The sequence below is a fragment of the Novosphingobium sp. BAM6 genome (genome assembly GCF_057784955.1).
The window spans coordinates 95,556-109,460 of the sequence record NZ_JBYNTR010000004.1; the positions used below are offsets into that span (position 1 = coordinate 95,556).

Below are 13,905 nucleotides of genomic sequence, written 5' to 3' on the forward strand. Positions count from 1 at the left end.
AGAGCGTGGCTGTGCTGGGGGCCGCGCAGCGATTCGGGTTCGGCGGCGGAATAGAGCATGGCTTGCGCGCCGCTCGGCCATGTCAGCCGCCGCAGCGAGGATTCGTAGAGCGGGCGCTGCTCGCGCGGGCCGACCGAAAGCAGTCCGCTCTCGCCCTCGACCATCACCGCGCGCACTTCGCCAAGGCTCGCGCCGACAAGGGCGATGCGCGCCGCAGGATCGCTCTCGGCGATCTGGCGGACCCACTCGGCGCCGCTGCGGGTCTTGCCGAAGCCGCGTCCGGCCATGATCAGCCACAGGCGCCAGTCGCCCGCCGGGGCAAGCTGGGCGGGGCGCGCCCAGAGCTTCCAGTGCCAGCGCCAGGCGCGCTGCTCGGCGCGCGAGAACGAGGCGACAAGAGCGTCGATCTCGGTCGCCTCGGCCCCGGCCATCCAGTCGAGCGGGTCTGCCTCAGCCATCTGCGGGATCTCCGTTAGGGTTCGCGGCGGCAAGGCGGCGGGCCTCCACCTGCTGGCGCAGATGCTCCAGCTTGGCATCGATCGAGGCGCGCACGGCGGCGACATCCTCGTCCTCGCGCAGGGCCCGCTCGCGCGCCACGGTGTCGCGGTGGAGGCCGAGCAGGCGCAGCGCGGCGGCGTTGTCGAAGCGCACGGCATCGTCCTTGCCCTCGCCGAAGCGCAGGCGCTGGAGCACTTCCATTTCGAGGTTCTCGTAGCCTTCGAGCAGCGCGGCGTACCACAGGCGGGCGAATTCCGGCTCCTCGCGGCGCACCTTGTAGGGGCGGCTGGGGGGGACTGTGGCTGCTGCCGCCGCAGCCGTGACGTTTGATGTTTCGGCCAGCGCGGCCAGAAACACGCCGCGCCAGTGCGCGTTGGGCTTGGCGTTGTCTGCCGCCGCATCGTTGGTGGAGGCCTCGACCTCGGCGGCTGGGGTCTTCGTCTTGCGGCGACGCGCGGCGCCACCGGGCGAAGCCGGGTTCGGCTTTTCCATGGGGTATCCTGCATTGCGGAAAGGGAACGAAACGAGGGGGGCGAGTTTCGGGAAAGGCCGCGATCCGATTCGGTCAGCAGGAGCGGCAATGTTCCTGTTATGTACCAATTCGTCTGCCTGATGTCAAGGTGAAATAACCAAATGGGTTCCCTCTGTGCGATCCCTTGTGAGCCGGACCATTCCCCTCTAGGCACGGCGCCGGGATTTTTTGCGGGATGATACGTCGAATGCTTCGTCGCCTTTACGACTGGACCATGGCCAAGGCGGCGCATCGCCACGCAGGCTGGTGGCTGGCGCTGTTCGCGTTCATGGAGGCGAGCTTCTTCCCGGTCCCGCCGCATCCGCTGCTGGGCCTGATGTGTCTGGCCGAACCGAAAAAGGCGATCCGCTACGCCGCGATCGCCACGCTGGCCTCTGTCACGGGCGGGCTGCTCGGCTATGCCATCGGCCACTTCGCCTATGCCGCGTTCGGCCACGCGCTGCTGCACCTGCTCCATCTGGAGCAGAGCTTCCCGACTGCCGCCTGCTATCTGCGGACCTACGGCGCGGAGATCATCATCGTGAAGGGGGCGACGCCGATCCCCTTCAAGCTGATTACCATCACCGCCGGGTTCATCGGCATGAACCTGTGGGTGTTCCTGGGTGCCAGCATTGTTTCGCGCTCGATCAGCTTCATGATTGTGGGCGTGCTGTTCCGCCTGTTTGGTGCGCCGATCAAGGCGGTGATCGACAAGCATCTGGGCAAGGTGACGGTGGCCTTCGTCGCCGCAGTGCTGGTCGGTTTCCTGGCGGTCTCGCTGCTTGGCGGCGGTTCGAAGCAGGCCGATGCCAAGTGCGCGCACGCCACGCTGGACATGCCTGCCTGAAGAATTAGCTCAAGGCGAAATCGACCGCCGCTGCGGCATGCAGCGCGGTCGTGTCGAACACCGGCACGGCGCTGTCCTGCGGCCCGACCAGCAGCATGATCTCGGTGCAGCCCAGGATCACCGCTTCGGCCCCTGCCGCGACCAGACGGGCGATCACCGCGCGATAGGCCTCGCGCGATTCGGGGCGCACCTTGCCCGCCACCAGTTCCTCGTAGATCACCCGGTGGACCGTCTCGCGGTCTGCCGCCTCGGGGATCAGCACGTCGAGCCCGTGGCGCTCGGCCAGACGGCCCTTGTAGAAGTCCTGCTCCATCGTGAAGGCGGTGCCGATCAGGCCGACCTTCTTGAGGCCCGCCGCCTTGATCCGCTCCGCCGTGGGATCGGCGATGTGGAGCAGGGGGATGCCGACGGCGGCCTCCACCGCAGGCGCCATGCGATGCATCGTGTTGGTGCAGATCAGCAGCACGTCCGCGCCGCCGCCCTCCAGCCGCCGGGCGGCATCGACCATGCGTTCGGTCAACGCAGCCCAGTCGCCTGCGTGCTGCAAGGCCTCGATCTCGGAGAAATCGAACGACCACATCAGGCATCTGGCGGAAGCCGTCGGTCCGCGCCGGTCGCGAATGCCTTCGTTGAGGATGCGGTAGTATTCGGCCGAGCTTTCCCAGCTCATGCCGCCGATCAGGCCGATTGTCCGCAAGCTGTCACGCCTTTCGTGCGAAAGTGAAGTGCGGCAGGTCTACCGCGCCGCGATGTTTTGTGAAACGTTCGGGGCGTTCGCAACCTCCAGGGAGATCTGCATGGCCTATCGTATCGCCGTCATCGTCGGCAGCCTGCGCGCCGAATCGTTCAACCGTCAGCTGGGCGAGGCGCTGACGAAGCTGCCCGCGGCGGCAGGGCATCATTTCGTGTTCCCCGATATCGGCACGCTGCCGCTCTACGATCAGGATGCCGATGGCGATCCGGCGGCCGAAGTGACAGCGTTCAAGCAGGTCGTGGCGAGCGCCGATGCGGTGATCTTCGTGACGCCGGAATACAACCGCTCGATCCCGGGCGTGCTCAAGAACGCGCTCGATCAGGGCTCGCGCCCTTACGGAAAGAGCGTGTGGGGCGGCAAGGTCGCAGGCGTGATCGGCACCTCACCGGGCAAGGTGGCGACGGCGCTGGCGCAGCAGCACTTGCGCAACGTGCTGGCCTATCTGGATATGCCCACGCTGGGCCAGCCCGAGGCCTTCGTGCAGTGGAGCGATACCCTGCTCGACGACAGCGGCGCGGTGGGCGAGGGCTCGGCAGGCTTCCTCGACGGCTGGATGAAGGCGTTCCTCGCGCTGGTGGACGCGCATGTGAGCTGAGCCCAGATACGAAAACGCCGCCGCGTCCCGGTGGGGAGGCGGCGGCGTTTTTGCGTTATCGCGCAAGGCCGGATCAGATGATGCCGACAGCCTTGCCCGCGCGGGTGAACATGCCGATGATCGTCTGCACCTGCTCGGCCGAATGCTCGGCGCACAGCGAGCAGCGCAGCAGCGTCATGTTCGCAGGGGTCGCCGGCGGACGCGCGAGGTTCACGTAGAGACCTTCGTGCAGCAGCGCTTCCCACATCATCGCGCCGCGCTCCAGATCGGGCATGACGACGGCGATGATCGCGCTCTGCGGCTCGGCGGTGCCCAGCTGGAAACCGGCATCGGTCAGGCCCTTGTGCAGCACCTTGGAGTTCGCCCACAGGTGCGCGCGCTTGTCGCCCGCGTTCATCAGCTTGCGCACCGAGGTCGCGGCGGTGGCGACGACGCTGGGCGGCAGACTGGCGGTGAACACGTAAGGGCGGCAGACCAGACGCATGATCTCGAACTTGGGGTGGTTCGAGACGCAGAAGCCGCCGACCGTGCCGACCGACTTCGAGAACGTGCCGATCACGAAATCGACGTCATCGAGACAGCCCTGATCCTCGGCCACGCCGCGACCGTTGGGGCCGATGAAGCCCATCGAGTGGGCTTCGTCCACCAGCACCATCGCGCCGTACTTCTTGGCGACCGCGATCATCTCCTTGAGCGGGGCGATATCGCCCAGCATCGAGTAGACGCCTTCGAGGATCACCAGCTTGCCCGCGCCTTCGGGAATGCGCTTGAGGCGCTTTTCCATGGCGTCGATGTCGTTGTGCTTGAACGGCACGATCTCGGCATCGCCCAGCTTGCAGCCGTCCCAGATCGAGGCGTGGCTGTCGATGTCGAGGACGATGTAGTCGCCCTTGCCCGCGATGGTCGAGATGATGCCCAGGTTCGCCTGGTAGCCGGTGGAGAACACCATGGCATGGTCCATGGCGTAGAACTCGCAAAGCGCCTGTTCGACCGCCTTGTGGCCCGCATAAGTGCCGTTGAGCACGCGGCTGCCGGTGGTGCCCGCGCCGAAATCGTCGAGCGCGGCCTTGCCGGCGGCGATCACGTCCGCATCGAACGTCATGCCCATGTAGTTGTAGGTGCCCAGCAGGATCGTCTCGCGTCCGTTGCACATGGCGACGGTGGGGGAGACGACGCGCTCCATGACGAGGCCGAACGGATCGGTGACGCCGGTGGAGAGCAGGTCGGTCCGCATCTGGATCAGCGGATCGAACTTGCTGAACAGGTCCTTGGATTCAGTGGTCTCGGTGGTCTCGGTCATCGCGAAATCAACCCTGCAGCTTGACCACGGCGTCGACGAGCTGGCCGTAGTTCTCGATCTCGGCCTGCTGGTTCATCGAGATGATGATGTCGAACTCGTCCTCGATCGCGGCGACGAAGTCCATCACGGTCAGGCTGTCGAATTCGAGATCGTCGGTGAAGCGGGTCGCGTCGGTCACGGTGACGCCCTTCTTGTTGAAGGGCTCGATCAGCGCGGCAATGCGCTCTGAGGTCTCTGCGCGGTCCATGGTCTCAAAAACTCCGAAAGGGTCTAGTCGGCTCTCTGGCCGCGAATTGCGGCGCAAAAGCGGCGCGGCGTCGCAAAGTCAAGCGCCGGTGGGCTGAGGGGAGAAAGAGGGAATGGGATGGAGTGCATCACAGGAGCGCCCGGATGGCCTGCATGAACGGCCCGATCGAGATCGGCTTGGCCAGATACCCCTCGGCGCCTGCCTCGCGGATGCGCTCCTCGTCGCCCTTGCCCGCATAGGCGGTGACGGCGAGCACCGGGATCGTGCGCAGCACCGGGTCTTTCTTGGCTGCCTCGATCAGGTCCAGCCCGGAGACATTGGGCAGCTGGATGTCCATGATGACGAGGTTGGGCACGAAGCGGCGGGCGGCGTCCAGCGCCTCCAGCCCGTCCGCCACCGGCTCCACGGCGAAGCCTTGTGCGCGAAGAACGTCGCAAAACAGCCTGCGGTTGAGATCGTTGTCCTCGACAACGAGGATTCGCTTTGCCATTCGACGCCCGGACACCATCTAGAGTTGTACGGACAGCTCTATGCCAGAGAATCGAGGCTGACAATTCTTCGCGAGCCGCCACAACCCGCCCCCGACGCTCAGGCGCTGGCGCTCAACGCGCTCGGCTGGGTGCTGGGCGATGCCGACCGGGCCGGGCGGTTCCTTAGCATGACCGGGCTGACGCCCGATTCGCTGCGCGAATCGCTGGGCGAACCGGCGACGCTGGAGGCCGTGCTCGACTTCCTGTGCGCCTACGAAGCCGATCTGGTGGCAGCGGCAAAGGCGCTGGGCGTGCCGCCTGCGCAACTGGCCGCCGCGCGCGGGAGATTGGGAGCATGAGCCGTCCGCTGATCATCACCGATTGCGACGAAGTGCTGCTGCACATGGTCGCGCACTTCCGCGACTGGCTGGCCGAATCGCAGGGCGTCGAGTTCCGGATGAAGCATAACGATTTCACCGATTCGATGACGTGGATCGACGGCGGGGGTACGGTTCCTGCGGCAGACGTCTGGCGCCTGCTCAACGCCTTCTTCGATACCGAGATGGCGCGGCAGACCGCCGTGAAGGGCGCGATCGAGGGGATCACCGAGCTGCAGCGCCATGCCGACGTGGTGGTGCTGACCAACCTGCTCGATTTCCGCCGCGATTCTCGCAAGGCGCAGCTGGCGGCCTTCGGGCTCGACTTGCCGATCTATACGAATCAGGGGCCGAAAGGCCCGGCGCTCAAGGCGATTCTGGACGAGTACCAGCCCGAGCGTGCGATCTTCATCGACGACCTTTCGCAGCATCATGGCTCGGTCGCCGAAGTGACGCCCCATGTCACCCGGCTGCACTTGTGCGCCGAACCGGTGCTCGCTCCCCACATCGCCTGCGCTTTCAAGGCAGGCCATGCCCACGCCCGGATCGATGACTGGGCCGAGGCGTTACCCTGGCTTCTCGCGAAGCTGAACGACGACCAGAAGGACTTTGCAGACTCATGAGTGACATCGACGCCCGCCTTGCCGAACTCGGCCTGACCCTTCCCGTCGCCGCCGCGCCGGTCGCCGCCTATGTCGCGGTGGTCGAATCGAACGGCCTTGCCCATGTCTCGGGCCAACTGCCCTTCGTCGAGGGCAAGCTCGTCACCGGCCGTCTGGGCGAGGACGTCTCGCTGGAGCAGGGCGTCGAGGCTGCGCAGGCCTGCGGCGTGATGCTGCTGGCCCAGCTCAAGGCCGCTCTGGGTTCGCTCGACCGGGTTGAGCGCGTCGTCAAGCTGGGTGTGTTCATCAACTCGGCAGGCGATTTCACGCAGCAGCCGCAGGTCGCCAACGGCGCCTCGGAACTGATGGTCGCGGTGTTCGGCGATGCCGGCAAGCACGCCCGCAGCGCCGTGGGCGTGCCGGTGCTGCCGCTGGGCGCCGCGGTCGAAGTGGATGCCGTCATTGCCGTTCGCCCTGCTTGATCGCTGGCTTGCGCCGGTCCCGCCGCCTTCGCGGGTGGACTGGATCGGTGCGCAGGACTTCGCGCATCGCGGCCTGCACGACGCGGGAGTTCCCGAGAACTCCCGCGCCGCCTTCGCGCGTGCCGTTTCGGCGGGCGTGGGCATCGAACTCGATGTCCAGCGCTCCAGCGACGGGCGCGCGGTGGTGTTTCACGACGATACGCTGGAGCGGCTGACCGGTGCTTCGGGTCGCGCTTCGCGCCGTACCGCGCAGCAGCTTGGCGCGCTGACGCTGGCGGGGACGTCCGAGACGATCCCGACCCTGCGCGATGTGCTGGCCGAAGTGGCCGGCCGTGTGCCGGTGCTGATCGAGGTCAAGGTCGGCCCGCAGCAGCGCGTCGCCGCGATCTGCCTTGCCGTGCGTCGGGTGCTTGAGGGGTATGTCGGAGAGCACGCGGTGATGAGCTTCGATCCGCGCGTTTGCGCATGGTTCCGCCGCCATTCGCCACATAGCGTGCGCGGGCTGATCGTCTCGGAAGGCGATGATCGCGCGCTTGCAGGCAAGGTCCGCCGCCGCCTTTCGCTGTGGCATGCGCGCCCCGATTTCCTCGCCTACGATATCCGCGACCTGCCGAGCCGCTTTGCTGCCGGTCAGCGTCGCCGGGGCATGTTGCTCGCGACCTGGACGGTGCGCACGCCGGACCATCGCGATCGCGCGCTCGACCATGCCGATACCGACATCTTCGAGGGCGAGATCGTCCGCCGGCAGGAGGTCGGCGTGACGGCGTGAGCGGGACGGACGTCATCGCCCGGATCCATGATTCGGTCGCGGCGCTGCCTGCCGGGGAGTGGGACGCGCTGACCGATGGCGGCAATCCCTTCGTCTCGCACGATTTCTTGAGCGCCATGGAGACCTCGCGCAGCGTCGGTGGGCGCAGCGGCTGGATTCCGGTGCCGCTGACCATCGCCGAACCCGATGGTGCGCTCGTCGCGGCCATGCCTGCCTATCTCAAGGAGCATAGCCAGGGCGAATACGTGTTCGACCATGCCTGGGCCGATGCCTGGGAGCGTGCGGGCGGGCAGTATTATCCCAAGCTCCAGATCGCGGTGCCGTTTACCCCGGCCACTGGCCCGCGCGTGCTGTCGCGCCGCGACGACCTGCTGCTGCCGATGCTGCGTGCTGCCGAATCGCTGTGCGACCAGAACGGGCTGTCTTCCGCCCACGCGACCTTCATCGAGCCCGATCAGGTGCCGGTGTTCGAGCAGGCGGGCTGGCTGCTGCGCGAGGATATCCAGTTCCACTGGGAGAACCGGGGCTATGCCGACTTCGATGGCTTTCTGGCCGCGCTGTCCTCCCGCAAGCGCAAGGATATCCGCAAGGAACGCGAGAAGGCGCAGGAAGGCGTCACGATCGAGCACCTTTCCGGCGCGGACCTGCGCGAGGAGCACTGGGATGCGTTCTGGGAATTCTATCAGGATACCGGTGCGCGCAAGTGGGGCCATCCCTACCTGACCCGCGCGGCATTCTCGCTGCTGGGCGAGACGATGGCGGACCGCATCCTGCTGGTGCTCGCCCGGATCGGCGGGGAGCCGGTAGCGGGCGCGCTGAACTTCATTGGCGCCGATGCGCTCTACGGTCGCTACTGGGGCGCCCGCATCGACAAGCCGTTCCTGCACTTCGAGCTGTGCTATTATCAGGCGATCGACGCGGCTATCGCGCGGGGCCTCTCGCGCGTCGAGGCAGGCGCCCAAGGTGGGCACAAGCTGGCGCGCGGCTACGAGCCTGTCCGCACGGTCTCGGCGCATTACATCGCCCATCCGGGTTTGCGCAGCGCGATCGCGGACTATCTGGAGCAGGAGCGGGCAGGCGTTGCCAGCGACCAGCTACGCCTTGGAGACCATACGCCGTTCCGGCGGGATTGAGACCAAAGTTCGATGAGCTTGCCTCATCGCAGCTTTGGTTAAGCCCGTGTGGCGTTTGAACATGTCCAAGGCGTGATGCGTCAGCATCTCAGCGCCTTGATCTAAGACGCTCAGGCCGCCTTGCGTGCCGACGTTGCGCGCAACCATTCGCGGGCGCGACGCTGGGCTTCGGCGATTTCGCGCGCGGTCATTTCGTCCGCGACCTCGGCGCGGCAGCCGGCGGCGTCCTCATGTTCCGAGAGCGCGGCGAGGTTGAACCACTTGTGCGCCTCGACCAGATCGCAGGCCATGCCGTGCGAGCCGGTGGAGAAGGTCACGCCCAGATCGAAGCAGGCATCGGCATCGCCAAGCGCGGCCGCGGCGAGGCTGTTCGCGATGAAGCGGTTTTCGGCCTGAACGGCGAGAGCGCCAAGCGGTGAAGCGTCGGTCTGGTTAATGATCGCGAATTCCATGGTGGCAACGTCCCCTGTTCGTGCGTTGCGACCTGTGGCGTCGGCTCCGCACCATTCCTTGCATCTGTCGTCCCGGAAGGTGCCGCAGGTTCGATCAATAAATGGTTAACGTGAATTTGGGCAAAGGCTCGGATACGCCGTGTGTCCGGCGCGGTGCTGGTGGCGGGTTGAACTGTTTTACGGTCAAGGCATCCAGAACGGATGCAATCCGGACAGAAAACCCGGAATTTTTGTGGATCATTTCGTTAAGGCGCTTGTGCAGGGCAAAGCAGCGACTTATAGGCCCCGGAACTGCGGATTGCTGGGGAGCCACTGGAAAAATCCGGGGCTGCAGGGCGCCGGTGGTCCACGGGGAATTGTGCGGAGATTCTCTAGTAATGGCAACGGCCCTGACTGACGACATTGACGTCCTCGCCACCGCGAAGCGGAATATCGGCGGAGGATATGTTCCTGCCGACGACGAACCTTACATGTCCGATGCGCAGCTGGATTATTTCCGGCGACTGCTCCAGGCATGGAAGCGCTCCATCCTTGATGCTTCCGCCGGAACGCTCCAGCAGTTGCAGGACGGCCCCTTGCGGGAGCCCGACCTCAACGACCGCGCGTCCAGCGAAACCGACTGGGGCATCGAACTGCGCACCCGCGACCGTCAGCGCAAGCTGATCGCCAAGATCGATTCGGCCATCCGCCGGATCGAGGAAGGCGAATACGGATATTGCGAAGTGACCGGCGAGCCGATCGGCATCGGCCGCCTCCAGGCCCGCCCGATCGCGACCATGACGGTCGAGGCGCAGGAAGCGCATGAGCGTCGCGAGAAGGTTTCACGCGACGACTGACCTGCGCCTTTATCCTGTGGTATGGTGCAACCGATCTTGGCGCCGGACCGATAGCGGAGTTAAGTTTCCGTTAGTCGGTCCGGCGTAAAGAGTTTGGAGTGGACATGCGTGTGTCTGCTCTTGCAGATGCACGTATGCGATAGTGGAGGCCATCTCGACGGTTTCCATTGGAAGCAGGATCGAAGACAGCGGACGACCCGATGCAGCAAGGCGATAACAGACAGATCGCGCGAGACAGCCTGTTCCTGATGGCGGACCTTCGCCTGAAGGGGCGCGATGGCGAGCACCGTGTGCGGGTGCGCAATCTCTCGCCGGGCGGGATGATGGGCGAAGGTGCGGTCGATGTGCTGCGCGGCACGTTGATCGAAGTGAAACTGCGCAATATTGGCTGGGTATCCGGTGCGGTCGCCTGGGTACAGGAAAGCCGTTTCGGTATTGCTTTCGAGACCGAGATCGACCCCAAGCTGGCTCGTGCTCCCACGACGGCAGGCACGGAAGAGCCCGGCACCATGCGGTTCGTCCAGCACTACGAAGCACAATACAATCCCGAGACCACGAATCTGCGCAAGATCTGAGGACTGGCCTTTCAGCGTCTTTTCGGGGCGCGTCACGATTTTTGCGGCACGCGATTGCACCGCACGGCAAATGGGCTACCCCTTGATGGCCATGCCCTTGCCCCGCTTCCTCCTTCTTGGCCTGACCGCCGCTTTTACGCTGATGCTGGGCGCCTGCCACAAGAGCGACGGTTCGGCGTTGGGCGTTGCCGTCATCGGACAGAGCGAAGACCCTTTCTCGAAGGGTGACGATCTGCCGCCCGCGCGCCGCCTGCTGCTGGCAGCGACAGCGGAAGGGCTGGTCTCGTTCGACGAACAGGGCCGTGTCGTTCCCGCGCTGGCGGATCGCTGGATCGTTACCGACGATGGGCTCAGCTACATTTTCCGCCTGCGCGATGGCGACTGGAGCAATGGCGATCCGATCACGGCGCGTTCGGGGCGCATAGCCTTGCAGGCAGCGTTGAGGGCGCAGCGCGACGAGCCCCTTGGGCGTGATCTGGCTGTCATCGACGAGGTACGCGCCATGGCTAGCCGGGTGATCGAGATCCGCCTGTCGCGCCCCTCGCCCTACCTTCTGCAACTGCTCGCCCAGCCCGAACTTGGCCTGTTTCACGAGGATCGCGGAAGCGGTCCGATGACGGCGGTGCGCAAGGGGCGGCTGGCAGTGCTGGCGCCAGTGGACCCTTCCAGCCTGGGGCAGCCCGAAGTGGACGATTGGGCCAGTCGTGCCCGTAAGGTCGATCTGGTGGCGATGCCCGCGGTAGAGGCCGTCGAACGGTTCAATGCAGGCGAGGTCGATCTGGTGCAGGGCGGCAGGCTGGCCGATTTCCCGCTGACGCGCTCGGTCGGTATCCTGCGCGGCACGATCCAGATCGATCCGGTCATCGGGCTGCTGGGTTTGCAGGTGATGGACGACAAGGGCTTTCTGGCGACGCCGCAGAACCGCGAGGCGCTGGCCATGGCGATCGACCGGGGCAAGCTGATGGGCGTGTTCGGGTTCGGCGGCTGGCAGCCGACCAGTCGGGTGGTGGCGCCGGGGCTTGATGGCGACCCCGGCACTATCGGGGATCGCTGGCAGCAGCAGACCATCGATGAGCGCCGCGCGATGGCCAGCCAACGCGTGCATCAGTGGATGGCGGCGCAATCCGCGGCACCGCCGGTCTCGGCGCCGGTCCCGAAGGCGCATGCCGCACCTAAATCGCCACCGGAATCTTCACCAGTGACACCGCCGACTTCCGCGCCGCCCGCCCACGGCCCGCATCTCTCGCTCTGGCTCGTTCCGGGGCAGGGCTCGGACATGCTGTTCGACGGCCTCGCTGCCGACCTTGCCACCATCGGTGTCACGTTGGAGCGGGCGCAGGAGGAGAACGGCGCCGACCTCGTGCTTGTCGATACCGTGGCGCGCTATCCGCAGGCGCAGTGGTTTCTCGACCGGCTTTCGTGCAAGGCCTCGCAAGGTCTGTGCGCCCCTGCGGCGGATGCCCTGGTGGAGCAGGCCGATGCGGCGACCGATCCTGCCCAGCGCGTGGCGTTCCTGACGCAGGCCGAAGGCGAACTGACCGGGGCCAACGTCTATATCCCGTTCGGGGCGCCGATTCGCTGGTCGCTGGTGCGTGGCAGCGTCAACGGCTTTGCCCCCAATGCCTGGGGCTGGCACCCCTTGTTGCCGCTGGCCTGGCTTCCCAAATAATCCAAGGACGAGCCGCGCCATTCGGGCCTGCTCGCGTTGGGAGCGACCCGTTCATGGTTTCCGGTTCCGGTTCGGCGCGTCGGATGCCGTTCGATTTTCCGACCGGGCGCGATCCCGCCTCTGTCCGGCGGCGGATCGAGGCGATGGAGTTCCTGCTCGAAAACAGCATCCGCATTCCGGGCCTGCGCCGCGCCGTCGGGCTCGATGCCGTGGTCGGCGTGGTGCCGGTGGCGGGAGACGTGATCTCGGCACTGCTCGGGCTCTATCTGGTCTGGGAGGCGCGCAGCCTTGGCATGTCGCGCTGGAAGCTGGCGCGCATGGTCGGCAATGTCGGCATCGATACCGCGATCGGCGCGATTCCCTTCGCGGGCGACGTGTTCGACTTCCTGTTCCGCTCGAATACCCGTAACCTCAAGATGATCCGCCGTCATCTTGACCGGCACCATCCCGAAACGAGGATCATCGAGGCGTGAAAGCAGGATATGCGGCGCTGGCAGGCGTGCTGGTGCTGGCCGGGTGCAGCAAGCCCGACAATGCGCCGGGGCCGGGCGGGGTGACGATGGGCGAGGCTCGCGCGCTCGACGATGCTGCGGCGATGCTCGATTCGCGAAAGCCGCCGCCGGCCGAAGACGCGACGGCAGCGCCGCAGGATATACCTTCCGCGCAGGCCGAAACGGCCCCGATCCATTAATCCATCTGCACCCGGCCGCGCCCGGCCTTGACCGAACTGCGCAGTTTCTTGCCTTTCAGCCGCTCGGTCTTGCCGACCCGGTTGAGGCGCGATTTCGCGCGCTTTTCGGGCAGCTTGTGCGCTTCGATCAGCAGTTCGGCGAGCCGTTCGCGCGCGTCGGCGCGGTTGGCTTCCTGCGTGCGGAAGCGCCGCGCGGTCAGCACCAGTTCCCCGCGCGAGGTCATGCGGCTGCCCGCCAGTTCCTTCACGCGCTGGAACACCGGCTGGGTGAGGCGCAGGGCATAGATGTCGACGCGCAACTGCACCGCCGTCGCCACCTTGTTGACGTTCTGGCCGCCCGGCCCGGTCGATGCGATGAAGCTCTCGCTTGCGAGAGCCTGCGCGCGCTCGACCACGGCATCGGCGGACATGCCATTGGTAGACACGGGGTGGCTCAGTCCTCGCTGAAGCCGAGCGCGAGGAAATCGGCGGGCAGCGGGCTGACCGCGACGATAGGCGGCTTTTCGCCGCGCGCGATCGTCAGACCGGCGGCGTGGAGCAGCGTGCGCGGCGCGCCCTTCTTCGAGCCGTAGACCGGATCGCCCAGCAGCGGCATGCCAAGGCCCGAGGCGGCATGGACGCGGATCTGGTGGGTGCGGCCGGTTTCCGGGCGGAACTCGATCAGGCTCACGCCGTTGCGGCTGGCAAGGCGGCGCCAATGGGTGATCGCGGGCTTGCCCTTGCGCGCCAGGATCATGCGCCAGCCGTCCTTCTCGGTGCTGACCTTGGAGAGCGACAGCGCGATGGTGCCTTCCTCTTCCTCGGGCACGCCATCGACAATGCCGAGATAGCGCTTTTCGACCTGTCGTTCCTCGAAGGCGGCGGAAAAGCGCTTCAGCGCCTTGGGGTTGCGCGCCAGCAGCAGGCAGCCCGAGGTGTCGCGGTCGAGCCGGTGGACCGGCTGGGGCAGGCGCTGGAAGCCGAGCGTCAGCTGCTCAAGATAGTCTTCCAGCGCGGGGCCACCGGCGCGGGGGCGATCGAGCGGAAGCCCTGCGGGCTTGTCTATGACGAGGGCTTCGCCGTCTTCGAAGAGGATGTCGAATTTCATATTCTGGATG

Annotated in this window: 20 protein-coding genes and 1 pseudogene; 12 read left to right on the forward strand and 9 right to left on the reverse strand. The window is 66.1% G+C overall.

Annotation, left to right across the window (positions count from 1 at the left end; genetic code table 11):
- Positions 1-2: 2 nt before the first annotated feature.
- A pseudogene (locus AC3EC3_RS13585) lies at positions 3-431 on the reverse strand (terminase large subunit domain-containing protein); the annotation flags it as partial.
- Positions 432-450: 19 nt separating this feature from the next.
- Positions 451-990: a hypothetical protein gene (locus AC3EC3_RS13590; protein WP_488490145.1), complete on the reverse strand. Its 540-nt coding sequence runs from the start codon at positions 988-990 to the stop codon at positions 451-453.
- 227 nt (positions 991-1,217) lie between these two features.
- Between AC3EC3_RS13590 and AC3EC3_RS13595 the strand changes: the two genes are divergently transcribed.
- Positions 1,218-1,856: a YqaA family protein gene (locus tag AC3EC3_RS13595; protein WP_488490146.1), complete on the forward strand. Its 639-nt coding sequence runs from the start codon at positions 1,218-1,220 to the stop codon at positions 1,854-1,856.
- Between the two features lie 4 nt (positions 1,857-1,860).
- Here AC3EC3_RS13595 and AC3EC3_RS13600 read toward each other — a convergent pair whose 3' ends face one another.
- Positions 1,861-2,553 (reverse strand): aspartate/glutamate racemase family protein, encoded by a 693-nt coding sequence (locus AC3EC3_RS13600; RefSeq protein ID WP_488490147.1) that lies wholly within the window; start codon positions 2,551-2,553, stop codon positions 1,861-1,863.
- Positions 2,554-2,653: 100 nt separating this feature from the next.
- On the opposite strand from AC3EC3_RS13600, the gene AC3EC3_RS13605 reads away from it, so the two are divergent.
- Complete coding sequence (locus tag AC3EC3_RS13605; protein WP_488490148.1) at positions 2,654-3,205, forward strand: NADPH-dependent FMN reductase; 552 nt, start codon at positions 2,654-2,656, stop codon at positions 3,203-3,205.
- Positions 3,206-3,278: 73 nt separating this feature from the next.
- Here the strand turns inward: AC3EC3_RS13605 and spt are convergent, their stop codons facing one another.
- The 3 genes from spt to AC3EC3_RS13620 form a co-directional block, all read right to left on the reverse strand.
- Positions 3,279-4,505, reverse strand: coding sequence for a serine palmitoyltransferase (spt, locus tag AC3EC3_RS13610; protein WP_488490149.1), 1,227 nt, complete (start codon positions 4,503-4,505; stop codon positions 3,279-3,281).
- Between the two features lie 7 nt (positions 4,506-4,512).
- Positions 4,513-4,752 (reverse strand): acyl carrier protein, encoded by a 240-nt coding sequence (locus AC3EC3_RS13615; RefSeq protein WP_260926507.1) that lies wholly within the window; start codon positions 4,750-4,752, stop codon positions 4,513-4,515.
- Between the two features lie 127 nt (positions 4,753-4,879).
- Positions 4,880-5,242 (reverse strand): response regulator, encoded by a 363-nt coding sequence (locus AC3EC3_RS13620; protein WP_260926509.1) that lies wholly within the window; start codon positions 5,240-5,242, stop codon positions 4,880-4,882.
- Between the two features lie 24 nt (positions 5,243-5,266).
- On the opposite strand from AC3EC3_RS13620, the gene AC3EC3_RS13625 reads away from it, so the two are divergent.
- The 5 genes from AC3EC3_RS13625 to AC3EC3_RS13645 are packed head-to-tail and all read left to right on the forward strand — an operon-like array spanning position 5,267 to position 8,585.
- Positions 5,267-5,581 carry a DUF3572 domain-containing protein gene (locus AC3EC3_RS13625; RefSeq protein WP_488490150.1) on the forward strand — a complete coding sequence of 105 codons (315 nt, stop codon included), beginning with the start codon at positions 5,267-5,269 and terminating at the stop codon, positions 5,579-5,581.
- A complete protein-coding gene (locus AC3EC3_RS13630; RefSeq protein WP_488490151.1) occupies positions 5,578-6,222 on the forward strand; it encodes an HAD family hydrolase in 645 nt (214 codons plus the stop codon). Before AC3EC3_RS13625 ends, AC3EC3_RS13630 begins: the two co-directional genes overlap by 4 nt.
- Entirely contained in the window at positions 6,219-6,683 is a 465-nt protein-coding gene (locus AC3EC3_RS13635; protein WP_260926517.1) for a RidA family protein, read from the forward strand. The genes AC3EC3_RS13630 and AC3EC3_RS13635 overlap by 4 nt, the downstream gene beginning before the upstream one ends.
- A complete protein-coding gene (locus AC3EC3_RS13640) occupies positions 6,655-7,452 on the forward strand; it encodes a glycerophosphodiester phosphodiesterase family protein (RefSeq protein ID WP_488490152.1) in 798 nt (265 codons plus the stop codon). Before AC3EC3_RS13635 ends, AC3EC3_RS13640 begins: the two co-directional genes overlap by 29 nt.
- The gene (locus AC3EC3_RS13645; protein ID WP_488490153.1) at positions 7,449-8,585 is read left to right on the forward strand and encodes a GNAT family N-acetyltransferase; all 1,137 of its coding nucleotides are present in this window, start codon (positions 7,449-7,451) and stop codon (positions 8,583-8,585) included. The genes AC3EC3_RS13640 and AC3EC3_RS13645 overlap by 4 nt, the downstream gene beginning before the upstream one ends.
- A 110-nt stretch (positions 8,586-8,695) precedes the next feature.
- Here the strand turns inward: AC3EC3_RS13645 and AC3EC3_RS13650 are convergent, their stop codons facing one another.
- Positions 8,696-9,037 carry an SEL1-like repeat protein gene (locus tag AC3EC3_RS13650; protein ID WP_488490154.1) on the reverse strand — a complete coding sequence of 114 codons (342 nt, stop codon included), beginning with the start codon at positions 9,035-9,037 and terminating at the stop codon, positions 8,696-8,698.
- Between the two features lie 377 nt (positions 9,038-9,414).
- Between AC3EC3_RS13650 and dksA the strand changes: the two genes are divergently transcribed.
- From dksA to AC3EC3_RS13675, 5 genes are all read left to right on the forward strand, one after another.
- Positions 9,415-9,873 carry an RNA polymerase-binding protein DksA gene (dksA, locus tag AC3EC3_RS13655; RefSeq protein ID WP_488490155.1) on the forward strand — a complete coding sequence of 153 codons (459 nt, stop codon included), beginning with the start codon at positions 9,415-9,417 and terminating at the stop codon, positions 9,871-9,873.
- Between the two features lie 200 nt (positions 9,874-10,073).
- Positions 10,074-10,448 (forward strand): PilZ domain-containing protein, encoded by a 375-nt coding sequence (locus AC3EC3_RS13660; RefSeq protein WP_488490156.1) that lies wholly within the window; start codon positions 10,074-10,076, stop codon positions 10,446-10,448.
- Positions 10,449-10,539: 91 nt separating this feature from the next.
- Positions 10,540-12,117 carry an ABC transporter substrate-binding protein gene (locus AC3EC3_RS13665; protein WP_488490157.1) on the forward strand — a complete coding sequence of 526 codons (1,578 nt, stop codon included), beginning with the start codon at positions 10,540-10,542 and terminating at the stop codon, positions 12,115-12,117.
- 53 nt (positions 12,118-12,170) lie between these two features.
- On the forward strand, positions 12,171-12,590 hold the full coding sequence (locus AC3EC3_RS13670) for a DUF4112 domain-containing protein (RefSeq protein WP_488490158.1): 420 nt from the start codon (positions 12,171-12,173) through the stop codon (positions 12,588-12,590).
- Positions 12,587-12,808, forward strand: coding sequence for a hypothetical protein (locus AC3EC3_RS13675; protein WP_488490159.1), 222 nt, complete (start codon positions 12,587-12,589; stop codon positions 12,806-12,808). The genes AC3EC3_RS13670 and AC3EC3_RS13675 overlap by 4 nt, the downstream gene beginning before the upstream one ends.
- Here the strand turns inward: AC3EC3_RS13675 and arfB are convergent.
- Positions 12,805-13,218: an alternative ribosome rescue aminoacyl-tRNA hydrolase ArfB gene (arfB, locus tag AC3EC3_RS13680; RefSeq protein WP_488490256.1), complete on the reverse strand. Its 414-nt coding sequence runs from the start codon at positions 13,216-13,218 to the stop codon at positions 12,805-12,807. The two genes, AC3EC3_RS13675 and arfB, sit on opposite strands and share 4 nt — an antisense overlap.
- A 23-nt stretch (positions 13,219-13,241) precedes the next feature.
- Positions 13,242-13,895, reverse strand: coding sequence for an RluA family pseudouridine synthase (locus tag AC3EC3_RS13685; RefSeq protein WP_260926550.1), 654 nt, complete (start codon positions 13,893-13,895; stop codon positions 13,242-13,244).
- Between the last annotated feature and the right edge of the window lie 10 nt (positions 13,896-13,905).

Bases quoted from the DNA above. Each gene is read 5' to 3' on its own strand.
- AC3EC3_RS13590 (WP_488490145.1), bottom strand. From the start codon at position 990: ATGGAAAAGCCGAACCCGGCTTCGCCCGGTGGCGCCGCGCGTCGCCGC.
- AC3EC3_RS13595 (WP_488490146.1), top strand. From the start codon at position 1,218: ATGCTTCGTCGCCTTTACGACTGGACCATGGCCAAGGCGGCGCATCGC.
- AC3EC3_RS13605 (WP_488490148.1), top strand. From the start codon at position 2,654: ATGGCCTATCGTATCGCCGTCATCGTCGGCAGCCTGCGCGCCGAATCG.
- spt (WP_488490149.1), bottom strand. From the start codon at position 4,505: ATGACCGAGACCACCGAGACCACTGAATCCAAGGACCTGTTCAGCAAG.
- AC3EC3_RS13615 (WP_260926507.1), bottom strand. From the start codon at position 4,752: ATGGACCGCGCAGAGACCTCAGAGCGCATTGCCGCGCTGATCGAGCCC.
- AC3EC3_RS13620 (WP_260926509.1), bottom strand. From the start codon at position 5,242: ATGGCAAAGCGAATCCTCGTTGTCGAGGACAACGATCTCAACCGCAGG.
- AC3EC3_RS13630 (WP_488490151.1), top strand. From the start codon at position 5,578: ATGAGCCGTCCGCTGATCATCACCGATTGCGACGAAGTGCTGCTGCAC.
- AC3EC3_RS13635 (WP_260926517.1), top strand. From the start codon at position 6,219: ATGAGTGACATCGACGCCCGCCTTGCCGAACTCGGCCTGACCCTTCCC.
- AC3EC3_RS13640 (WP_488490152.1), top strand. From the start codon at position 6,655: ATGCCGTCATTGCCGTTCGCCCTGCTTGATCGCTGGCTTGCGCCGGTC.
- AC3EC3_RS13650 (WP_488490154.1), bottom strand. From the start codon at position 9,037: ATGGAATTCGCGATCATTAACCAGACCGACGCTTCACCGCTTGGCGCT.
- dksA (WP_488490155.1), top strand. From the start codon at position 9,415: ATGGCAACGGCCCTGACTGACGACATTGACGTCCTCGCCACCGCGAAG.
- AC3EC3_RS13660 (WP_488490156.1), top strand. From the start codon at position 10,074: ATGCAGCAAGGCGATAACAGACAGATCGCGCGAGACAGCCTGTTCCTG.
- AC3EC3_RS13665 (WP_488490157.1), top strand. From the start codon at position 10,540: ATGCCCTTGCCCCGCTTCCTCCTTCTTGGCCTGACCGCCGCTTTTACG.
- AC3EC3_RS13670 (WP_488490158.1), top strand. From the start codon at position 12,171: ATGGTTTCCGGTTCCGGTTCGGCGCGTCGGATGCCGTTCGATTTTCCG.
- arfB (WP_488490256.1), bottom strand. From the start codon at position 13,218: ATGTCCGCCGATGCCGTGGTCGAGCGCGCGCAGGCTCTCGCAAGCGAG.
- AC3EC3_RS13685 (WP_260926550.1), bottom strand. From the start codon at position 13,895: ATGAAATTCGACATCCTCTTCGAAGACGGCGAAGCCCTCGTCATAGAC.